Origin of the sequence: Corynebacterium sp. (assembly GCF_012837295.1) — a bacterium.
Lineage (GTDB): Bacteria > Actinomycetota > Actinomycetes > Mycobacteriales > Mycobacteriaceae > Corynebacterium.
This window is the reverse complement of the sequence record NZ_DURI01000161.1, coordinates 1-17,443: the sequence shown is the minus strand read 5'-3', so window position 1 is coordinate 17,443 and position 17,443 is coordinate 1. Positions and strand designations below refer to the sequence as shown.

At 68.7% G+C, this 17,443-nt stretch carries 16 protein-coding genes; 7 read left to right on the top strand and 9 right to left on the bottom strand.

All coding sequences use genetic code 11. The annotated features are described in order from the left end of the window. From GX015_RS05560 to GX015_RS05535, 6 genes are all read right to left on the bottom strand, one after another. Nucleotides 1-752, bottom strand: a 752-nt coding sequence (locus GX015_RS05560; RefSeq protein ID WP_291343440.1) for an aminotransferase class V-fold PLP-dependent enzyme, incomplete at its 3' end; no start/stop codon positions are given. 126 nt (nucleotides 753-878) lie between these two features. Continuing rightward, nucleotides 879-1,829 carry an electron transfer flavoprotein subunit alpha/FixB family protein gene (locus GX015_RS05555; protein WP_291343438.1) on the bottom strand — a complete coding sequence of 317 codons (951 nt, stop codon included), beginning with the start codon at nucleotides 1,827-1,829 and terminating at the stop codon, nucleotides 879-881. A 48-nt stretch (nucleotides 1,830-1,877) separates the two neighbouring features. Then, entirely contained in the window at nucleotides 1,878-2,663 is a 786-nt protein-coding gene (locus tag GX015_RS05550; protein ID WP_291343436.1) for an electron transfer flavoprotein subunit beta/FixA family protein, read from the bottom strand. A gap of 260 nt (nucleotides 2,664-2,923) precedes the next feature. Beyond that, nucleotides 2,924-4,156, bottom strand: a complete 1,233-nt coding sequence (locus GX015_RS05545) for an SAM-dependent methyltransferase (protein WP_291343434.1) — start codon at nucleotides 4,154-4,156, stop codon at nucleotides 2,924-2,926. After that, entirely contained in the window at nucleotides 4,153-5,040 is an 888-nt protein-coding gene (locus GX015_RS05540) for an NUDIX hydrolase (protein WP_291343433.1), read from the bottom strand. Before GX015_RS05540 ends, GX015_RS05545 begins: the two co-directional genes overlap by 4 nt. A 4-nt stretch (nucleotides 5,041-5,044) precedes the next feature. After that, nucleotides 5,045-5,893: an ABC transporter ATP-binding protein gene (locus GX015_RS05535; RefSeq protein WP_291343442.1), complete on the bottom strand. Its 849-nt coding sequence runs from the start codon at nucleotides 5,891-5,893 to the stop codon at nucleotides 5,045-5,047. A gap of 319 nt (nucleotides 5,894-6,212) precedes the next feature. On the opposite strand from GX015_RS05535, the gene GX015_RS05530 reads away from it, so the two are divergent. Together GX015_RS05530 and glgB are read left to right on the top strand one after the other, a co-directional pair. Beyond that, nucleotides 6,213-8,243 carry an alpha-1,4-glucan--maltose-1-phosphate maltosyltransferase gene (locus GX015_RS05530; RefSeq protein ID WP_291343431.1) on the top strand — a complete coding sequence of 677 codons (2,031 nt, stop codon included), beginning with the start codon at nucleotides 6,213-6,215 and terminating at the stop codon, nucleotides 8,241-8,243. 184 nt (nucleotides 8,244-8,427) lie between these two features. Beyond that, a complete protein-coding gene (gene glgB, locus GX015_RS05525) occupies nucleotides 8,428-10,623 on the top strand; it encodes a 1,4-alpha-glucan branching protein GlgB (protein WP_291343429.1) in 2,196 nt (731 codons plus the stop codon). A gap of 110 nt (nucleotides 10,624-10,733) precedes the next feature. On the opposite strand, the gene GX015_RS05520 is transcribed toward glgB, so the two are convergent. After that, nucleotides 10,734-11,918 (bottom strand): serine hydrolase, encoded by a 1,185-nt coding sequence (locus GX015_RS05520; RefSeq protein WP_291343428.1) that lies wholly within the window; start codon nucleotides 11,916-11,918, stop codon nucleotides 10,734-10,736. A 336-nt stretch (nucleotides 11,919-12,254) separates the two neighbouring features. On the opposite strand from GX015_RS05520, the gene GX015_RS05515 reads away from it, so the two are divergent. Together GX015_RS05515 and GX015_RS05510 are read left to right on the top strand one after the other, a co-directional pair. After that, entirely contained in the window at nucleotides 12,255-12,650 is a 396-nt protein-coding gene (locus tag GX015_RS05515) for a TIGR02611 family protein (RefSeq protein WP_291343426.1), read from the top strand. Nucleotides 12,651-12,691: 41 nt separating this feature from the next. Beyond that, on the top strand, nucleotides 12,692-14,041 hold the full coding sequence (locus tag GX015_RS05510; RefSeq protein ID WP_291343424.1) for a hypothetical protein: 1,350 nt from the start codon (nucleotides 12,692-12,694) through the stop codon (nucleotides 14,039-14,041). Between the two features lie 15 nt (nucleotides 14,042-14,056). Here GX015_RS05510 and GX015_RS05505 read toward each other — a convergent pair whose 3' ends face one another. Both GX015_RS05505 and GX015_RS05500 read right to left on the bottom strand, forming a co-directional pair. Continuing rightward, the gene (locus tag GX015_RS05505) at nucleotides 14,057-15,079 is read right to left on the bottom strand and encodes a tetratricopeptide repeat protein (protein ID WP_291343422.1); all 1,023 of its coding nucleotides are present in this window, start codon (nucleotides 15,077-15,079) and stop codon (nucleotides 14,057-14,059) included. Nucleotides 15,080-15,162: 83 nt separating this feature from the next. Further along, on the bottom strand, nucleotides 15,163-15,462 hold the full coding sequence (locus tag GX015_RS05500; RefSeq protein ID WP_291343420.1) for a thiamine-binding protein: 300 nt from the start codon (nucleotides 15,460-15,462) through the stop codon (nucleotides 15,163-15,165). A 70-nt stretch (nucleotides 15,463-15,532) separates the two neighbouring features. Between GX015_RS05500 and mce the strand changes: the two genes are divergently transcribed. The 3 genes from mce to GX015_RS05485 form a co-directional block, all read left to right on the top strand. Then, a complete protein-coding gene (gene mce, locus GX015_RS05495; protein WP_291343418.1) occupies nucleotides 15,533-15,985 on the top strand; it encodes a methylmalonyl-CoA epimerase in 453 nt (150 codons plus the stop codon). 135 nt (nucleotides 15,986-16,120) lie between these two features. Continuing rightward, nucleotides 16,121-16,852 (top strand): hypothetical protein, encoded by a 732-nt coding sequence (locus GX015_RS05490; RefSeq protein WP_291343417.1) that lies wholly within the window; start codon nucleotides 16,121-16,123, stop codon nucleotides 16,850-16,852. A gap of 88 nt (nucleotides 16,853-16,940) precedes the next feature. Then, on the top strand, nucleotides 16,941-17,443 hold a 503-nt coding region (locus GX015_RS05485), incomplete at its 3' end, for an LLM class flavin-dependent oxidoreductase (RefSeq protein ID WP_291343415.1).

Genomic DNA, 17,443 nt, shown 5'->3' with positions numbered 1-17,443 from the left:
AGGCCCCGCTCCTGTCCCCCGCCCGCGTTGAGCGGCGCCGGCGACACGCCGCGTCGCACGAGCAGCGCGCCGATGCCCCGGGGGCCGCCGAACTTGTGGGCCGAGGCCGCCATCGTGGCCGCGCCGCCGGCCTGGAAGTCCACCGGCACGTGGCCGATGGCCTGCACCGCGTCGACGTGGACCGGGGCGCCGTACTCCCCGGCGGCCGCGATGAACTCCCCGATCGGCTGAATCGCCCCGGTCTCGTTGTTCGCCCACTGGCACGTCCACGCGAGGTGGGGGAATCCGGCGGACGAGGGGTCGTCGCAAAGCCCCCGCAGCTCGCCCACGACCACTCGGCCCGCGGCATCCACCGGGGCTTCGAGGACGCGCGCGCCGTGGTGGTCGGCGAGGTGGGCGACGGCCTTGCGGATCGCGTCGTGCTCCACCGGCGTGGTCGTCACCGTGCCGGGCCCGCCGCGCTTCTTCGCGCCCGCCAGGTACAGCCCGCGGACCCCGAGATTGTCGGCCTCCGTGCCGCCGGAGGTGAAAATCACCTCCACCGGCTCCGCCCCCAAGTCCGCGGCGATGGACTCGCGGGACTCCTCCAGGATCCGCCGCGCCGCCCGGCCCTCCGCATACTGCGCATTGGGGTTGCCGGCGCCGAGGGCGTCGATCATCGCCGCGCGGGCCTCCGGCCGCAGCGGGGACGTGGCGGCGTGGTCGAGGTGATGGCGGGAAACCCCGCCGCGGAAAGCACTGGTGCTGGACATCCCGGATAGATTAGCGCGTCGGCCGGATCGCCCGGGCATGCGAAAGGGGCCGCCCGCATGATGCGGGCGGCCCCTCGCGAGGATCCGGGTCACCGGCGGGGCCGGGTCACCGGGAAGACCGGGAAACTAGGCCTTCTTGATCTCCTCGGTGGCCTGCGGCGCGACCTTGAACAGGTCGCCGACGACGCCGAAGTCGGCGATCTCGAAGATCGGCGCCTCCTCGTCCTTGTTGACGGCGACGACGGTCTTGGAGGTCTGCATGCCGGCCTTGTGCTGGATGGCGCCGGAGATGCCCAGGGCGATGTACAGGTCCGGGGACACGGTCTTGCCGGTCTGGCCGACCTGGAACTGGCCCGGGTAGTAGTCGGCGTCGACGGCGGCGCGGGAGGCGCCGACCGCGGCACCGAGGGCGTCGGCCATCGGCTCGACGACGTCGGCGAAGCCCTCGGCGGACGCGACGCCGCGGCCGCCGGAGACGACGATCTTGGCCTCGGTCAGCTCGGGGCGGTCGCCGCCCTCGGCCGGGGCGAAGGACACGATCTCCACGGAGGTCTCGTCCGCGGCCGGGTACTCCACGGCGGTGACGGCCGGCGAGGCGGCGGCCTCGACCGGGTCGACCGAGCCGGGGCGCAGCGAGTAGGCCGGGGAGGCGCCGTAGCCGGCGCCCTCGACGATGAACTCTCCGCCGAAGATCGAGTAGACCGCGGTGCGGTCCTCCTTGATCTCCACGACGTCGGACAGGACGCCGGAGCCGGTCAGGGCGGCGACGCGGCCGGCGATCTCCTTGCCGGCGGCGGAGGCGGCGACGAGCACCGGGACCTGGCGCTCGGAGGCCAGGCCCACGAGGACGTTGACCTCGGGGGTGATCAGGTGCTTGCCGGCCTCATCGGACTCGGCGGCGAGGATCTCGCCGGCGCCGTACTTGCCGAGGGTCTCGGCGAATCCGTCGGCGGTGCCGGGCTTGCCCACGACAACGGCCGCGGGGGTGCCGAAGGCACGGGCGGCGGTGAGCAGCTCGGCGGTGGTGTTCTTCAGCTCGCCATCGGTGTGGTCGACGAGAACGAGGACGTCGGTCATGGTGATTCTTCTCCTGCTGTTCGTTCGTGCGGTGTTCGCGATGGACGCTTAGATGAACTTCTGGGCCTTGAGGAACTCGGCCAGCTTCACGCCGGCGTCGCCCTCGTCGTTGATGCGCTCGCCCGCGGACTTCGGCGGCTTCGGGGTGGCGGCGGTAACGGAGGTGGCGGCGTTCTCCAGGCCGACCTGCTCCGCCTCGGCGGCGACGTCGGCCAGGGTCAGCTCGCGGACCGGCTTCTTCTTCGCGGCCATGATGCCCTTGAAGGAGGCGAAGCGCGGCTCGTTGGCCTTCTCCGTCACCGACACGATGGCCGGGAGGTTCGCCTTGAGCTGGTGAATGCCGTCCTCGGTCTCGCGCTCGCCGGTGACGGTGGAGCCGTCGATGGCGACGGAGCGCATGTGGGTGAGGACCGGCAGGCCGCGGTAGACGCCGAGCACGGCCGGGACGGTGCCCGTGCCGCCGTCGGTGGAGGCGTTGCCCGTGATGATGACGTCGACGTCGCCGATGGCGTCGATGACGGTGGACAGGGCCCACGCGGTCTGCACGGCGTCGGAGCCGGCCAGGGCGTCGTCGGACAGGATGACGGCGTCGTCGGCGCCCATGGACAGCGCCTTGCGCAGGGCCTCCACGGCACGCTCGGGGCCGATGGTGGCGACGGTGACGTTGCCGCCGTGCTCTTCCTTCAGCTTGAGGGCGGCCTCGACGGCGTTCTCGTTGATCTCGTCGAGCACTGCGTCGGCGCTGTCGCGGTCGAGCGTGAAGTCGTCGTCGGCGAGCTTGCGCTCGGACCAGGTGTCCGGGACCTGCTTGACCAGAACCACGATGTTCGGCATGTGTCTGTCGTCCTTACTGGTTGAATGACTGTGTACGTGTCGTGAATTTGTCCGGCACGGCCGCCCGGCGGTCTCGTTCGCACCGCAAAACGGTGTTCGCGTGACCTCGTCCGGCTACCGCGCCCTCTGTGTCGAAGGTAACAGAGTCAATATCGAACTGTAGGTGATCCACGTAACAATGTCGATATTTTTTCGGTTCTACTTGAGTTAGCCAGCATTAACGCAGCGTGGCAAAGGCGCATGTCGGGTGCCCCCGCGCGTCACGCGCCCGGCCCCCACTGCCTCTGTCCGCATATGAATGCCGTCGCCGACGATCCGATCCGGGTCACCACGACGCCCAGCGCCGCACCCTTCCCTCCGCCCTTCTTCGCCGCGCCGAGCTTCCACTGCTTCCGCAGCGCGTCGGGGTTGGCGTCGACGCCGCGCACGAGGATCTCCGCCGACGCGCACTTCCGGGCCGCCAGCGTCGTGCGCACCTTCTTCAGCGGCACCTGCTCCAGCACCTCGAATCCGGAGGCCCCGGGCGGGATCGCGTCGCCCGTCAGGTGGGCGATCCGTTCATCGAGCTGCCGCAGCCCGTGCGCCGCCGCGTAGTGCCGCACCAGACCGGCGCGCACCACGGCGCCGTCGGGGTCGATGATGAACCGCCCCGCGTCCCCGGCACCGCAATCGTCGGGCATCGAATCGTCGTAAAGCTCGCTCGCCTGCTCCGGACCCCGGGTCCGCAGCAATTGCGCACTTCGCTTGACGACGCCGCCCGCGCCCGCCACCGGCCTGCCCGCCAGACCCGGCGTGTACAGGCAGACCTCCTTGACGCCGCCGTCCACGGAGGTCACGGCCGCCTCGCCCTCCCACTCGGAGTAGTCGATGCCGGGTGCGCACTTGATCGCCATCTCGTGGCGCACCCGCGCCGAAGGGCCGCGCCACGCGTCGATGAGGTCCGGCAGCGGCGGCAACAGGTCCTCGGGGCGGGGGATGCGGCGGCCGCCCGCCCGGCGCGCGGGATCGGCGACGATGATCAGCCCCTCGCTGACGGGCGCTAGAGCGTCGGCCACCGCGATGTGCGCGTCGGGGGCGTTGTGGCGGGCCATGAGCGCCCGGGCGTGGTCCAGGTCGGTGCCCAGCACGGTGACGCCGGCCTCGGCCAGTGGCGCGATCTCCGCGCCGATCGAGCACGTGACGTCGTGGACGCCCGGCGCGACGCCGTCGGCCACCGCGCGGGCAAGGCGGTCGGCGCGGGAGCGCGCGATAGCGGAGTGCGTGGCCTGCTGGGCGGAATCCGAATCGAGCAGCCACCACCCGGGGAGCTTGCCGGCCGTCGACCGGCGGGCCCGCTCCAGTTCCACGACGGCACGGGCCATCTCCCCCGCCGACGCCTTCAGATGCGCGAGATCGGAGAAAAGGGAGGCGTCGGAAAGCTCGAGATCCGAGGCCGCCGCGGCCAGATCGGGGTCGGCCAGCAGTGCGCGGACCTCCCCGGGCGACAGGCTCATTCGCGGGCCCGCGCGGCGTCCTCGCGCAGGTGCCCCAGATGCGTGGCGACCGAGAAGAACTCGTCCATGAACGGGTCGCCGAAAAAGTCGCTGGTCGTGCGCCGCGACGGTTCCTTTCCGGCATCCGCGGCGGCGAGCACGTCGGCGACGGTGTCGTAGACCACCAGCCGCTTGATCTGCGCCCACGTCGGCGGCATGAGGCCCACCTTGCGGTCGCGCCAGCCCTCCATCAGCGCGGTCGGGCGGAACCAGCCCGTCGACGACGCCTCCGAGGTGTCGCCGTCCGCGATCTGCCCCTCCGGCTGCGCCGCCAGGAAGAAGAAGGTGTCGTAGCGCTTGGGGAACTTCTCCGGCGTGACCCAGTTGCTCCACGGGCGCAGCAGATCGGAGCGAAGGCCCAGCCCCTCGTCCGCCATGAAGTCGGAGAACGCGAGCTCGTGGGATTCCAGCGCCTTGCGCTGCGCATGGAACCGGCCGGAATCGACGACCGTGGCTCCCGAAGCGTCGGCCGCCAGCAGCGTGCCGGTCTCCTCGAACGTCTCGCGCACCGCGGCGCACACCAGCGCCCGGGCCGTCGCGGGGGCGACCCCGAACTTCTCCGCCCACCACTGCGGCGCATGCCCCGACCACGTCAGGCGCGGGCTGTCGTGCCCGTCGCCGTCGACGTCGCCCGGGAAATCCCGGGCGTCGACCCCGCCGCCGGGGAACACCGTCATGTTCGGCGCGAACTTCATGGTGCTCACGCGCTCCTGCACGTAGAGCTCGATGCCGTGCAGCGAATCGCGCACCAGCAGCACCGTCGACGCCAACCGCGGGGTCGGGGGGACGCCCTGCCCGGCGGCGGTCTTTTCGGCATTTCCGGTCCTGTCGTCCGGCGTTCCCATCGGCTCAGTTCCCCTTCCGGTGCGCACCGGCCTTGCGGGCCCGGCGGGCGAAAAAGCGGCCGTCGATGCGATCCACGGCGATCGCCTGATGGAAGGCCGCGGACAGATTCTCGCTGGTCAGCACATCCTCGATGAGGCCCTGCGCGACCACGCCGCCATCGTCGAGAAGCATCGCGTGCGTGAATCCGAACGGGATCTCCTCCACGTGGTGGGTGATCATGACGATCGCCGGGGCATCCGGGTCGAGCGCGAGCTGGCCGAGGTAACCCACGAGGTCCTCGCGGCCGCCGAGATCGAGGCCGGCGCCGGGCTCGTCGAGAAGCAGCAGCTCCGGATTGACCATGAGCGCGCGGGAAATGAGGACCCGCTTGCGCTCGCCCTCCGACAGCGTCCCCCACGTGCGGTCCGCCAAATGCTCGGCGCCCATCTTCTCCAGGATCTCCGCGGCCTGGTCGAAGTCCATCTCCTCGTACGTCTCGCGCCAGCGGCCGAGCACGGAGTACGAGGCGGAGATCACCAGGTCCGCGACCTTCTCCTCGGCGGGAATGCGGTGCGCCAGCGCCGAGGACGTCAAACCGATCATCGTGCGCAGGTCGCGCATGTCGGTGCGGCCCAGGCGCTCCCCCATCACCCGGGCGACGCCCGACGAGGGATACTCCTCGGCCGCCGCGATGCGCATCAGCGACGTCTTGCCCGCGCCGTTGGGGCCGAGCACCACCCAGCGCTCGTCGAGCTCCACCTGCCAATCCAGGGGACCGACGAGCGTCCGGCCGCCGCGCTTGAGCGAGACTCCGCGAAAATCGACCAGCAGGTCCTCGTCGAAGTCGTCGGCGGCGAGTCCGTCCGCGGCAATGTCGTGCGCGTTGAAATCAGAGTCAAAGTCAGCCACGCCACCATCGTGCCCCACTTCCCCGCCCCGCGCCCCGACTTGCTCCCCCGCGTGGCGTGGCACGGCGGGCGACCACGGCTAACGGCGTACTCTCGCAGGCCGCGGCGCCGACCGGCGCCCACCGTTCCCCGATCGGGGCCGACCGTCCGTTTCCACCCATGTGGGATCACCGCACCTCCATTACTCTGGTGGGGTAACCGCGGCGGCCGGCAGGTTCCGGCGGGCGCGGGCGAAGCGAAAAACGATCAAAGAGCGCCGAACACGGCGCGAAGGAGACTCGAAGGTGACCGGACGACTCGGAATCGACGATGTACGACCCCAGGTGGACGGCGGTGCCACCCCGTCCAAGGCGGTGGCCGGCGAAGTCGTCCCGGTTTTCGCCGTCGTCTGGCGCGAGGGCCACGATGCGCTCAACGCGACCCTGAACGTCAAGGGCCCGAAGGAATCCTCCTTCGCCGCCCGCACCCAGCGCATCCCCATGCGCTTCAGCGACCACGATCCCAACCAGGTCAACGCGACCTTCGTGCCCGACGCCCCGGGCCTGTGGACCTTCCGCGTCGACGCCTGGTCCGACCCGATGGCCACCTGGCGCAATTCCGTGACCAAGAAGATCGAGGCCGGCCAGTCGGAGGCCGAGCTGGCCAACGACCTGGAGATCGGCGCCCGCCTGTTCGACCGCGCCGCCGCCGGCGCCGCCACCGTCTACCGCTCGCACCTGCGCGGCGTGGCCCAGTCGCTGCGCTCCGACTCTGAGCTGCGCGCCCGCGTCTCCTCCGCCCTGTCGGACGAGACCCGCGGCATCCTCGAGCTGCACCCGCTGCGCGAGCTGCTGACCCGCGGCAAGACCCGCAAGGTCCTCGTCGAGCGCCGCGAGGCCCTCTTCGGTTCCTGGTACGAGTTCTTCCCCCGCTCCAACGGCGGCTTCGACGAGGACGGCAACCTGCTCCACGGCACCTTCTCCTCCTCCATCCCGCAGTTGGACCGCGCCGCCCGCATGGGCTTCGACGTCGTCTACCTGCCCCCGATCCACCCGATCGGCGAGATCAACCGCAAGGGCCGCAACAACACCCTGACCCCCGAGGCCAACGACGTGGGCTCCCCGTGGGCCATCGGCTCCGCGAACGGCGGCCACGACGCCATCGAGCCGCGGCTCGGCGGCGAGGACGAGTTCGCCGAGTTCGTCAAGGCCGCCAAGGACCGCGGCCTGGAGGTCGCCATCGACCTGGCCCTGCAGTGCGCGCCCGATCACCCGTGGGCCGAGGCGCACCCGGACTGGTTCACCGTCCTGCCCGACGGCACCATCGCCTACGCCGAGAACCCGCCGAAGAAGTACCAGGACATCTACCCCCTGAACTTCGACAACGACCCGAAGGGCCTCTACGCGGAGGTTCTGCGCGTCGTGAAGTTCTGGGTCAAGCGCGGAGTCAAGGTCTTCCGCGTGGACAACCCGCACACCAAGCCGGGCAACTTCTGGGAGTGGCTCATCGAGACCGTCCACGAAACCAACCCGGAGGTCATCTTCCTGGCCGAGGCCTTCACCGCCCCGGCCCGCCTGTACGGCCTGGCCAAGGCCGGCTTCACGCAGTCCTACATCTACTTCCCGTGGAAGACCACGAAGAAGGAGCTGACGGAGTTCGGCGAGGAGATCGTCAAGCACACCGACATCGCCCGCCCGTCCCTGTGGGTCAACACCCCGGACATCCTCCACGAATTCCTGGTCAAGGGCGGCCGCGGCGCCTTCGCCATCCGCGCCGCGCTGGCGTCGACCATGTCGCCGCTGTGGGGCGTGTACTCCGGTTACGAGCTCTACGAAAACGTGCCGGTCAGGGAAGGCTCCGAAGAATACCTGGACAGCGAGAAGTACCAGCTGCGCCACCGCGACTACGACGCCGCGCTGGAGTCCGGCGATTCGCTCGAGCCGTTCATCACCCTGCTGAACACCCTGCGCCGCGAGCACCCGGCCCTGCAGCAGCTGCGCACCCTGCGCTTCCACGACATCGGCAACGACAACCTGCTGGCGTACTCCAAGATCGATCCGCTGACCGGCGACGCCGTGCTCGTCGTCATCAACCTGGATCCGTGGAACGCCCAGGAAGGCATCCTCGACATCGACATGAACTCCATCGGCCGCCGCAGCACCGACCGCATGGACGTCCAGGATCTGATCACAGGCCAGCGCTTCAACTGGGGCAAGGAGAACTTCGTCCGCCTCGAGCCGTGGTCCAACGTCGCGCACATCATCCAGCTGCCCGACGTCCCGGAGGGCACGCGCCGCAAGCTGGCGTGGCGCGACGTCCCCGACTACGAGGGCTAGGACGGGAAACGGCCCCACCCGGGGCCATTCCCGAACCGTGGCCCGCCCCGCGCGCATACGCTGGAGGCGGGTCCGCCCGGATTCCCGGCGGCGCCGGGATTCCGCGCCCGACAGATCCGCCGGACCCAACGAAGTTCGACCCGATTACTGACGCACAACCCGGTATTCACCTGGAAGGACCGCCATGAGCGCCCCCACCGATCCGCGCCTGACCATCCCGGCCGGAGACATGGATCGTCTCCGCAGCTGCACGCACCACGATCCCCATTCGTTCTACGGTGCGCACCAGATCGACGGGGACACCGTCATCCGCACCCGCATCTTCGGTGCGTCGGCGGTGACCGTGGCCTCGACCCGCGGCGACTTCGAGGCGGAGCCGGTGGGCGACGACGTCTACGCGGCGCTCGTGCCGGGCGACGCCGACTTCGACTACCGCCTGCGCATCACCTGGGCGGACGGTTCCACCGAGGAGCGGGCCGACGGCTACCGCTTCCTGCCGACGGTCCGCGAGGGCGACCTGCACCTGATCGGCGAGGGCCGCCACGAGCGCCTGTGGGAGGCGCTGGGCGCACACATCCGCACCTACGAGACGGAGCTCGGCGACGTCTCGGGCGTGTCCTTCTCCGTGTGGGCCCCCAACGCCCGCGGCGTCGCCGTGATCGGCGACTTCTGCATGTGGAACGGCGCCCAGTACCCGATGCGCTCGATGGGCGGCACCGGCGTGTGGGAGGTCTTCATCCCGGGCGTCGCGGCCGGCGACGTGTACAAGTTCGCCATCACCACCCCGGAGGGCCACCGCCGCGACAAGGCGGACCCGATGGCCTACGCCACCGAGGTGCCGCCGGCCACCGGTTCCGTCGTCGCCGAGTCGGATTACCAGTGGCGGGACGAGGCCTGGATGGCCAAGCGCGTCACCACCAACTGGCAGGCCGAGCCGATGTCCATCTACGAGGTCCACCTGGGCTCGTGGAAGCAGGGCCTGTCCTACGAGGTCATGGCCGAGCAGCTGGTCCGCTACGTCAAGGACATGGGCTACACCCACGTGGAGTTCATGCCGGTCGCCGAGCACCCGTTCTCCGGTTCCTGGGGTTACCAGGTCACCTCCTATTACGCCCCGACCAGCCGCTTCGGTTCCCCGGATCAGCTCCGCGCGCTCATCGACGCGTTCCACGAGGCCGGCATCGGCGTCATCGTCGACTGGGTCCCGGGCCACTTCCCCAAGGACGACTGGGCGCTCGCGCGTTTCGACGGCACCGCCTGCTACGAGCACCCGGACTGGCGCCGCGGCGAGCAGAAGGACTGGGGCACCTACGTCTTCGACTTCGGCCGCAACGAGGTCCGCAACTTCCTCTACGCCAACGCCCTGTACTGGGCCGAGGAGTTCCACATCGACGGTCTGCGCGTCGACGCCGTCGCCTCGATGCTCTACCTGGACTACTCCCGCGAAGAGGGCGAGTGGCTGCCCAACCAGTACGGCGGCCGCGAGAACCTGGACGCCATGCAGTTCCTGCAGGAGTTCAATGCCACGGTGCACAAGCACCACCCGGGCTTCCTCACCATCGCCGAGGAGTCCACGTCCTGGCCGGGCGTCACCGCCCCCACCGAGGACGGCGGCCTGGGCTTCAACATGAAGTGGAACATGGGCTGGATGAACGACACCCTGGAGTACTTCTCCAAGGATCCGATCCACCGCTCCTACCACCATCACGAGGTCACCTTCGCGATGGTCTACGCCTACTCCGAGAAGTTCATCCTGCCGTTCAGCCACGACGAGGTCGTGCACGGCAAGGGTTCGCTGTGGGAGCGCATCCCGGGCGACGACTGGAACAAGGCCGCGGGCCTGCGCACGCTGCTGTCGTTCATGTGGGGGCACCCGGGCAAGCAGCTGCTGTTCCAGGGCCAGGAGCTGGGCCAGAACCGCGAGTGGAACCACGACGAGTCGATCGCGTGGGACAACCTCGAGGGCTGGGGCGGCGAGTTCCACCGCGGCATCCAGCTGCTGGTCAAGGATCTCAATGCCGTCTACGCGGACACCAATGCCCTGTGGTCGCGCGATGATCGCCCGGAGGGCTTCTCCTGGATCAACGCCGACGACACGAACAATTCGGTGCTGTCCTTCGCCCGCTACGGCGAGGACGGTTCCGCCCTGGCGTGCGTGTACAACCTGTCGGGCGCGACGCAGGAGCGCTACCGCATCGGCGTCCCCCGCTCCGGCGCGTGGACCGAGGTGCTCAACACCAACGACGAGCGCTACGCGGGTTCGGGCTACGGCCTCAACGGCACGCTGAACGCCGAGGGCCACGGCTGGAACGGCCAGGATCAGTCGATCGAGCTGACCCTGCCGGCCAACACCGCGATCTGGTTCCGCCACGAGGGCTGATCCGGCCCCGCACGGAGATGACGCCATGAACGGCCGAACCGGCCGACCCGATCACGGGTCGGCCGGTTCCTTCGTTTCCGGGTGCGGGCCCGCCGGGGGACGGGGCGTCCCTAGAGGGCGCGGTAGGGGTTGAACCAATCGGGGTCGAGGGTCTCGTCGTAAAGCGGGGCACCCGATCCGTCGGTGACGCCGGTGCCATCGGCCGCCGCGATCTCATATTCGCCGGCGCCGTCGCCGAGCCTGTCGGCGACGCCATCGCCGTCCCCGTCGGCGCTCCACGTGGCGGCGTCCTCGGGGCTCAGCGGCTTGCCGCCGTCGAGGAGGTTGTAGTCCGGCAGCAACGAGGCGATCCGGCCGCCGAGCTGGCCCAGCAGGGCGTCGGTGAGCTCGTTCATCGGGGTGCCGAAGCGGGTGGTGATGCCGAAGGCGACGGGTCCGGCACCGGTGTAGAGGATGCCGTGGTCGTTGGTGCCCGCGCCGGTGTCGCCGGTCTTCTGCACGGCGGAGCCGACGTACATGGCGAACTTCTGGGCACCGCCGTACGTGAGGTACGTCAGCGCGGTCTGCGCCGTGTCGCGGTCGATGAAGTCGTGCTCGCCGTGGCCGTCCGCGACTTCCTGGATCCGCGCCATGAACAGCGCGGATTGGCTCGGCGAAATCCACGAGCGGTCCCCGGACGGGTTCGGGATGTTCATCTTGTTGCCCAGGTGGTAGCGCGACTCGTCCACGCCGGCGTCCCCGATGATCTCGTTGACCGCGTCGAAGCCGCCCACCGCGTCGATGAGGCCGTTGGCGGCGGTGTTGTCGGAGTAGGCCATCACGTAGCGCAGCAGCGTATCGACGGTGTAGTCGCCCGGGCCGATGACGCTGCCGCCGACGGCGTCCTCCCAGTCGACCGTCACGACGGTGTCGAGCTCGTCGCCGAAGGTGTCCAGCGTGGTCACGACGAGCGGGGCCTTGATGGTCGACGCCGAGTACTGCTTCTCGTCGCCGCCGGCCGCCGCCGTCAGACCCCGGTAGGGGCCGTCGATGACGCGGAGGTACGCGGCCAGCTCGATGCCGTACATGTCGGAGAAGTCCTCGACGGCCTCGTCGAGGATCTTCTGGGCGTCGGTCCACTCCACTTCCTCGGAGGGGTCCCAGCCGTCGACGGATTCGACGGGGAGCGAATCGGCGTCCGTGGCGGGCGCCTCTTCGGGGGCATTCACCGTGCACCCGGCCATCAGCGCCGTCACCGCCATGGCGGCCAGAATGAGGCCGGGCTTCTTCCGCGTGAGCCCCGTTCCTGCTCGCATCTTCCTCGTCTCCTGGGTACCGGCCCCGACGGCGGCGCCCCCATCGGGGCGGTCGCATGCGGGCCGCAAAAAAGGCGCCCGATCCGATCTCAGGGTGTCGGGCGCCGGTGTCCTAACACCGTGAACCGCTGGCAGAGTACCACCGCAACGCCGTCGGCGAACGTCGGAGCCGGATGGGCGACCCCGATCATCCCCCCCGTTGACGGGCGATGGGGACGGATCCCCGTGATTTCGGAGGGCGCGTCGGGCGCCGGGGTGACAATATTGTGGGGATCTGCGCCGCGGCCCACTCGAGGGCCTGCGCGACACGGACGCGAACACCGGAAGGGAGGGCCCGTGGAGGAGAGGATCAGCCGGTTGATGGACCGGATGAAGGTCCGCCACGAGAAGATGCGGCGGAGCTGGTACGGCCCCTTCCTGTCCCCGGTCCTGCTGGTGTTGGGGTTTTGCCTGCTCATCGTGGGAATCATCATTTTGCCGACGCCCGCGCCCGGCTGGCTGCTCATTTTCGTGTCACTGGGTCTACTGTCGTTGGTTCATCCGCCCATGCGGCGGCTCAACGTGCGGTTGGCCAGGCTTTACGACGACTCCGAGGCATGGTTCCGCGCCCGGCACTGGACCACGCAGGTGGCCCTGGGCGCCGCCCTGACCATTTCGGTGGCGGCGATCATGGCGACGGTCTGGTACTTCATGGCCCCCGGCGACTGGCCGTACACCCGTCCGGAGGCGTGATCTCACCATCTTCAAAAACCAACTTCGACTAGGGACTTGACATGACAGACATGACTCAACTGACTCGAATTCAGGAACTAATCAGTACTTCCGACGATCCGCGCGCAACGATCAGGAAGGAGGTCGACGCGCTGGAGCTGACTGAGGTCCGCACAGTCTTGGCGGACCATCGGTCCGATCCGGGTGACCGTATCCAGCGCTATCTGACCAAATGCCTTTTCGGCCGACTATGCGAACTCGAAGTGAACGAAAAGGAACTGATCACCGAGATTTCCGACTGGTTCGAAAAGCGGCTCCCAAAAGACGAAGTTTTCAACCGAGAGCTTCTCGAGGTGATCAACAAGGTCGCCTGGGTCACCCGCCATGAGACGCAGAACATATGGACAGCGAAGATGCGGGAATGGCGGAACTCCGGCGGCCTGACCACGATGGAGTTCACGGTCGACACAATTCTGCTGGAACGGCGTCGATTCGTATTTGATTATAAAACCATGGGCCGACTAATAGAGAAAACGAGCAGCCACTACGATAACACCGCCACCGCGATGGCCCTGCGCGGCGCATCGATCGTGGGAGGCGCCGCGCCAGACAAGAATGCCGAGATCCCCCAGGAGATCAGGGACGCGTGGAAGAAGGCCGATGACCCGGAAGCAACCGAAGTCCGGGACATTGTCCTGCAAGCGCTCGATACCTCACCGAACGGCGCGAACTTCGCCGAAGAGACCCTAGAGTACATCCAGAAGTACGAGCAAGACAACTCCGTTTACAACTACAACGCCCCGAACAACATTCTCCTGCTTTCACGGAAAGCCCGGGCCTTCCAGCGTGCTGGCAAGTTCGAAGATGCCATGAGAACTATTTCACTGGCCATCGAAAAGAACACCGACCAAAGCGAATATGCACGCGGAATGGCGGAAAATTTGGTCACCCAGCGCGGCGGGATCATCGAATCCCTGGAATCCGCATACTTGTATGCGTCCGCGAAGGAAGCGACGGACCAGGTCAAGAAGACGGAAAACCGCGTCCACAAGGCCCTCAACGAGAACACGTTGCGTTCCACCGAAGTGCTCGCTCTATTCTCCAGCGCAGTCGCTTTTGCCGTGGGCTCTGCTTCGATCGGCGCGAACATGACCACACCGTCGACGGGATTGCTCACCGCCGGGGTTCTCTTGGTGGGACTGCTCGCTTTCGCGGCTCTCCTCATTGGATTTACGCGGCTCCTCACCGGTGCTCAAGAGACGGCCCGCCAGCGCCCCGCATGGTCCGAGCGGTCATTCGGACTATCCGTCGCCGCGATCGTCATCGCACTCGTAGCACTGTCGCTGACCATCTTTCTCGTCTTCAATGGGATCATCATCGAAGTCGGAAGTACACCGAACGTCACGAGTTAACGAGCGGTCGTCCGCCTAGAAGAGCGCGCTGGCCATCCGGCGCCGGGCGTCGAGCGCCACGGGGTCGGCGGGGTCGAACAGCTGCAGCAGGTCGAGCAGGCGGTCCTTGACGGCGGCACGGTCGTCGCCGAACACCGTCGGCAGCAGCACCAGCAGGCGTTCGAGGGAAAGGGCCGGGTCGCCGACGAGCATCTCCACGTCTGCGGCTTCCAGCGCCAGCTCCACGTTCTTCGGGTCCGCGTCGGCGCGTGCGACGGGATCGGAGGAACGGTCGATCTTCTGGGCGCGGGCGAGGAACGCCACGTTCGTCCGCGCGGCCTTCAGTTCGGCGTTGGCGGGCTCGGACTTGAGGATCTCGTCATAGACCTCCACCGCGCCCTCGAAGTCGCCCTCGTTGAGCTTCTCCTCGGCGATCTCCAGGCGCGGGTCGTCGGTCGGGGGCTTCAGGCCGCCGTTGACGTCGGGGCCCTCCTCGCCCTCGCCCATCATGCGGGTGCCGGCGGGCAGGCCCTTCAGCCGGCCGCGGGTGGCGTCCATGACCGCCTCGATCCACTGGTCCATGTAGTCGCGGGTCTTTTCTCCGACGAACTGGCCGATCGGCTGGCCCATCCCCACGGCGACGACGGTCGGCAGGGCCTGCACGCCGAAGGCGCGCGCGACGTCCATGTGGGCGTCGGCGTCGACCCACGCCGCGATCCAGTTGAGGTTCGCCTCGCGGGCCATCTCCTCGAGCATCAGCCGCATGCGCACCGACTCCGGCGACGCGGACGCGCCGATGAGCACGATGACCGGCACCTGCTCCGACCGGATGACCACCTCCGGGTCGAAGTTCTCGCCCGTGACGTCGACGAGCGGCGGCAGGCCCTCGCCCTGGTCGGCGATGCGTCGCTCGGCCTCGGCGCGGGCGTCGGCCTCGCGCTTCATGGCCTCCAGATCCACCGTGCCGGGCGGCGGCGGGGGCGTCGAGCACTCCCGGTGGCCACCATGGGAGTGGCCGTGCGAGTGCGAATGACCGGAATGTCCGTGGGCGTGCGTCATGGAAATGGGATCCTAACGGTCGTGGGAAAGTGCGGGCCCCTCGGGCCGGGGCGCGGGCCGTCGTAAAGCGAACGGGAAGCGGTCTACTCCGCGAGGCGGCGCTCGACGGCGTCGACCTTCGCGGCCAGCTGTCCGGTGTAGCCGGGGCGGATGTCGGCCTTGAGCACCAGCGACGTGCGCGGCGCGACGGAGGACACGGCCTCGGTGGCGCGCTTGACCACGTCCATCACCTCGTCCCATTCGCCCTCGACGAGGGTGAACATGGAGTTGGTTTCGTTGGGCAAGCCGGACTCGCGGACGACGCGGACGGCCTCGGCGACGGCGGCTGACATGCCCTCATCGGGGTCCGCGGACGCGGGGGCGACGGAAAAGGCGACGATCATGCGCCCAGGGTAACCCCGTCCGGCGGCGGGCGGCGGCGGGCGGCCCGGCAAACGCCGTATCCTGGTGGGCATGAGCGACATCAACGTCACCGTCCCCCACAACTTCGTCACGCACGTCGACCACGTCGGCATCGCCGTGCCCGACTTCGACGCCGCCGTCGAGTGGTACCGCGCGAACATGGGCTTCGTGAACTACCACGAGGAGGTCAACGAGGAGCAGGGCGTCCGCGAGGCCATGCTCGGCCCGGCCGAGAAGGTCGAGGGCGGCACCCTGGTCCAGATCCTCGCCCCGCTGAACGAGGAGTCGACCATCGCGAAGTACATCGACAAGAAGGGCCCCGGCATCCAGCAGTACGCCCTCCGCGTCACCGACATGGACGCCCTGATGGCGCATCTGAAGGAGCAGGGCACCCGCGTGCTCTACGAGGTGCCGAAGCAGGGCACCGCCAACTCCCGCATCAACTTCGTCCACCCGAAGGACGCCGGCGGCGTGCTCCTCGAGCTCGTCGAGCCCGCCAAGTAATCCGCAAGTAAGCCCGGTTCACTCCGCCGCGCGTATTCGGGCCGGTCAATGCTGGTTTTTCGTGCGCGCATCCGCTTTCCGACGCCCCGGCCCCGCACCCCACGCGGAGCCGGGGCTTCGTCTACCCTCGCAGGGGTGAATGAACAGCGGGACGACCACAGCGACGACGGGCACGCCGACCGGCAGCCCACGAAGGGCGCCCCGCCGACCCCGTCCTTCCTGAAGGACCCGGCGCCGATGGACAAGTTCCTGTTCTTCGCGCTGATGGCGATGGGCGTGTTCTCGTTGGCGATGCTCGGCCTCCGCGCCTGGTTCCTGTCGCACCCGCTGCCGTACTCGTTCCTCATCGGCGGCTACACCAGTGCGACGGTGTCGGGGGCGAACGTGTCCGTCGACAATGGCACGTGGTGGGTGTACCTGGCGGCGTCGCTGGTGGGCGCGCTGAAGTTCGTGCCGATTTATTGGCTGATGGGCAAGCGCTGGGGCATGGAGTTCATCGACATGTCGCTGCAGTACATGCCCCGCGCCCACAGGTTCTTCCGCAAGGCGGTGAAGAAGAAGGCGTCGACCACGAAGGCCATCACCCTCGGCCTACTGCCGCTGGGTTTCGCGCCGGGGCCGGTGCCGGGGCTGGTGCTCAACGCCATCGCCGGCCTTCTGAAGGTGCGTTTCCGGCTGGTGCTCCTGCTGAACGTCCTCAGCGTCCTCGCCGTCAACGGCCTGTTCATGTGGCTCGGCTACACCTTCGGCGACCAGGTCCTCGAGGTCGTCAACGTGGTCAACCAGTACCTGTTGTGGTTCACCCTCGCCCTCATCGCGTTCGCCATCTTCTCGGCGCGCCGCAAGGGCGGGCCGGCGCCGCGGTAGGGCGTCGGCAAGCAACGCAGCCACACGAGGCACGGCGCACGGCGCACACCGCGGGAATACGCCCCGCCCCACTTTTGTTGACAGGCACATGAAATCTTTCGGGTTCCTGTCCTTCGGCCACTACGGCCCCCGCGGCTCGGGTTACGAGGCCGCCGACATGCTCTCGCAGGCAGTCGACCTGTCCGTCGCGGCCGACGAGCTCGGCGTCAACGGCGCCTACTTCCGCGTGCACCATTTCGCGCGGCAGGCGGCGTCGCCGATGCCGCTGCTGTCGGCCATCGCGGCGCGGACGAAGCGCATCGAGGTCGGCACCGGCGTCATCGACATGCGCTACGAGAACCCGCTGTACCTCGCCGAGGAGGCCGCCGCCCTCGACCTGCTTTCCGACGGCCGCGTCGCCCTCGGCGTCTCCCGCGGGTCGCCCGAACCCGCCCTCCGCGGCTGGGAGGCGTTCGGCTACGAGGGGTCGACCGACCCCCGCGGCGCCGACATCGCCCGCGACAAGTTCGACCTGTTCCTGCGCGCCGTCCGCGGCGAGGCCCTCGCAGAGGCGGATCCTGCCCAGTTCGGCCGGGGCCGCCGCCTCCGCGT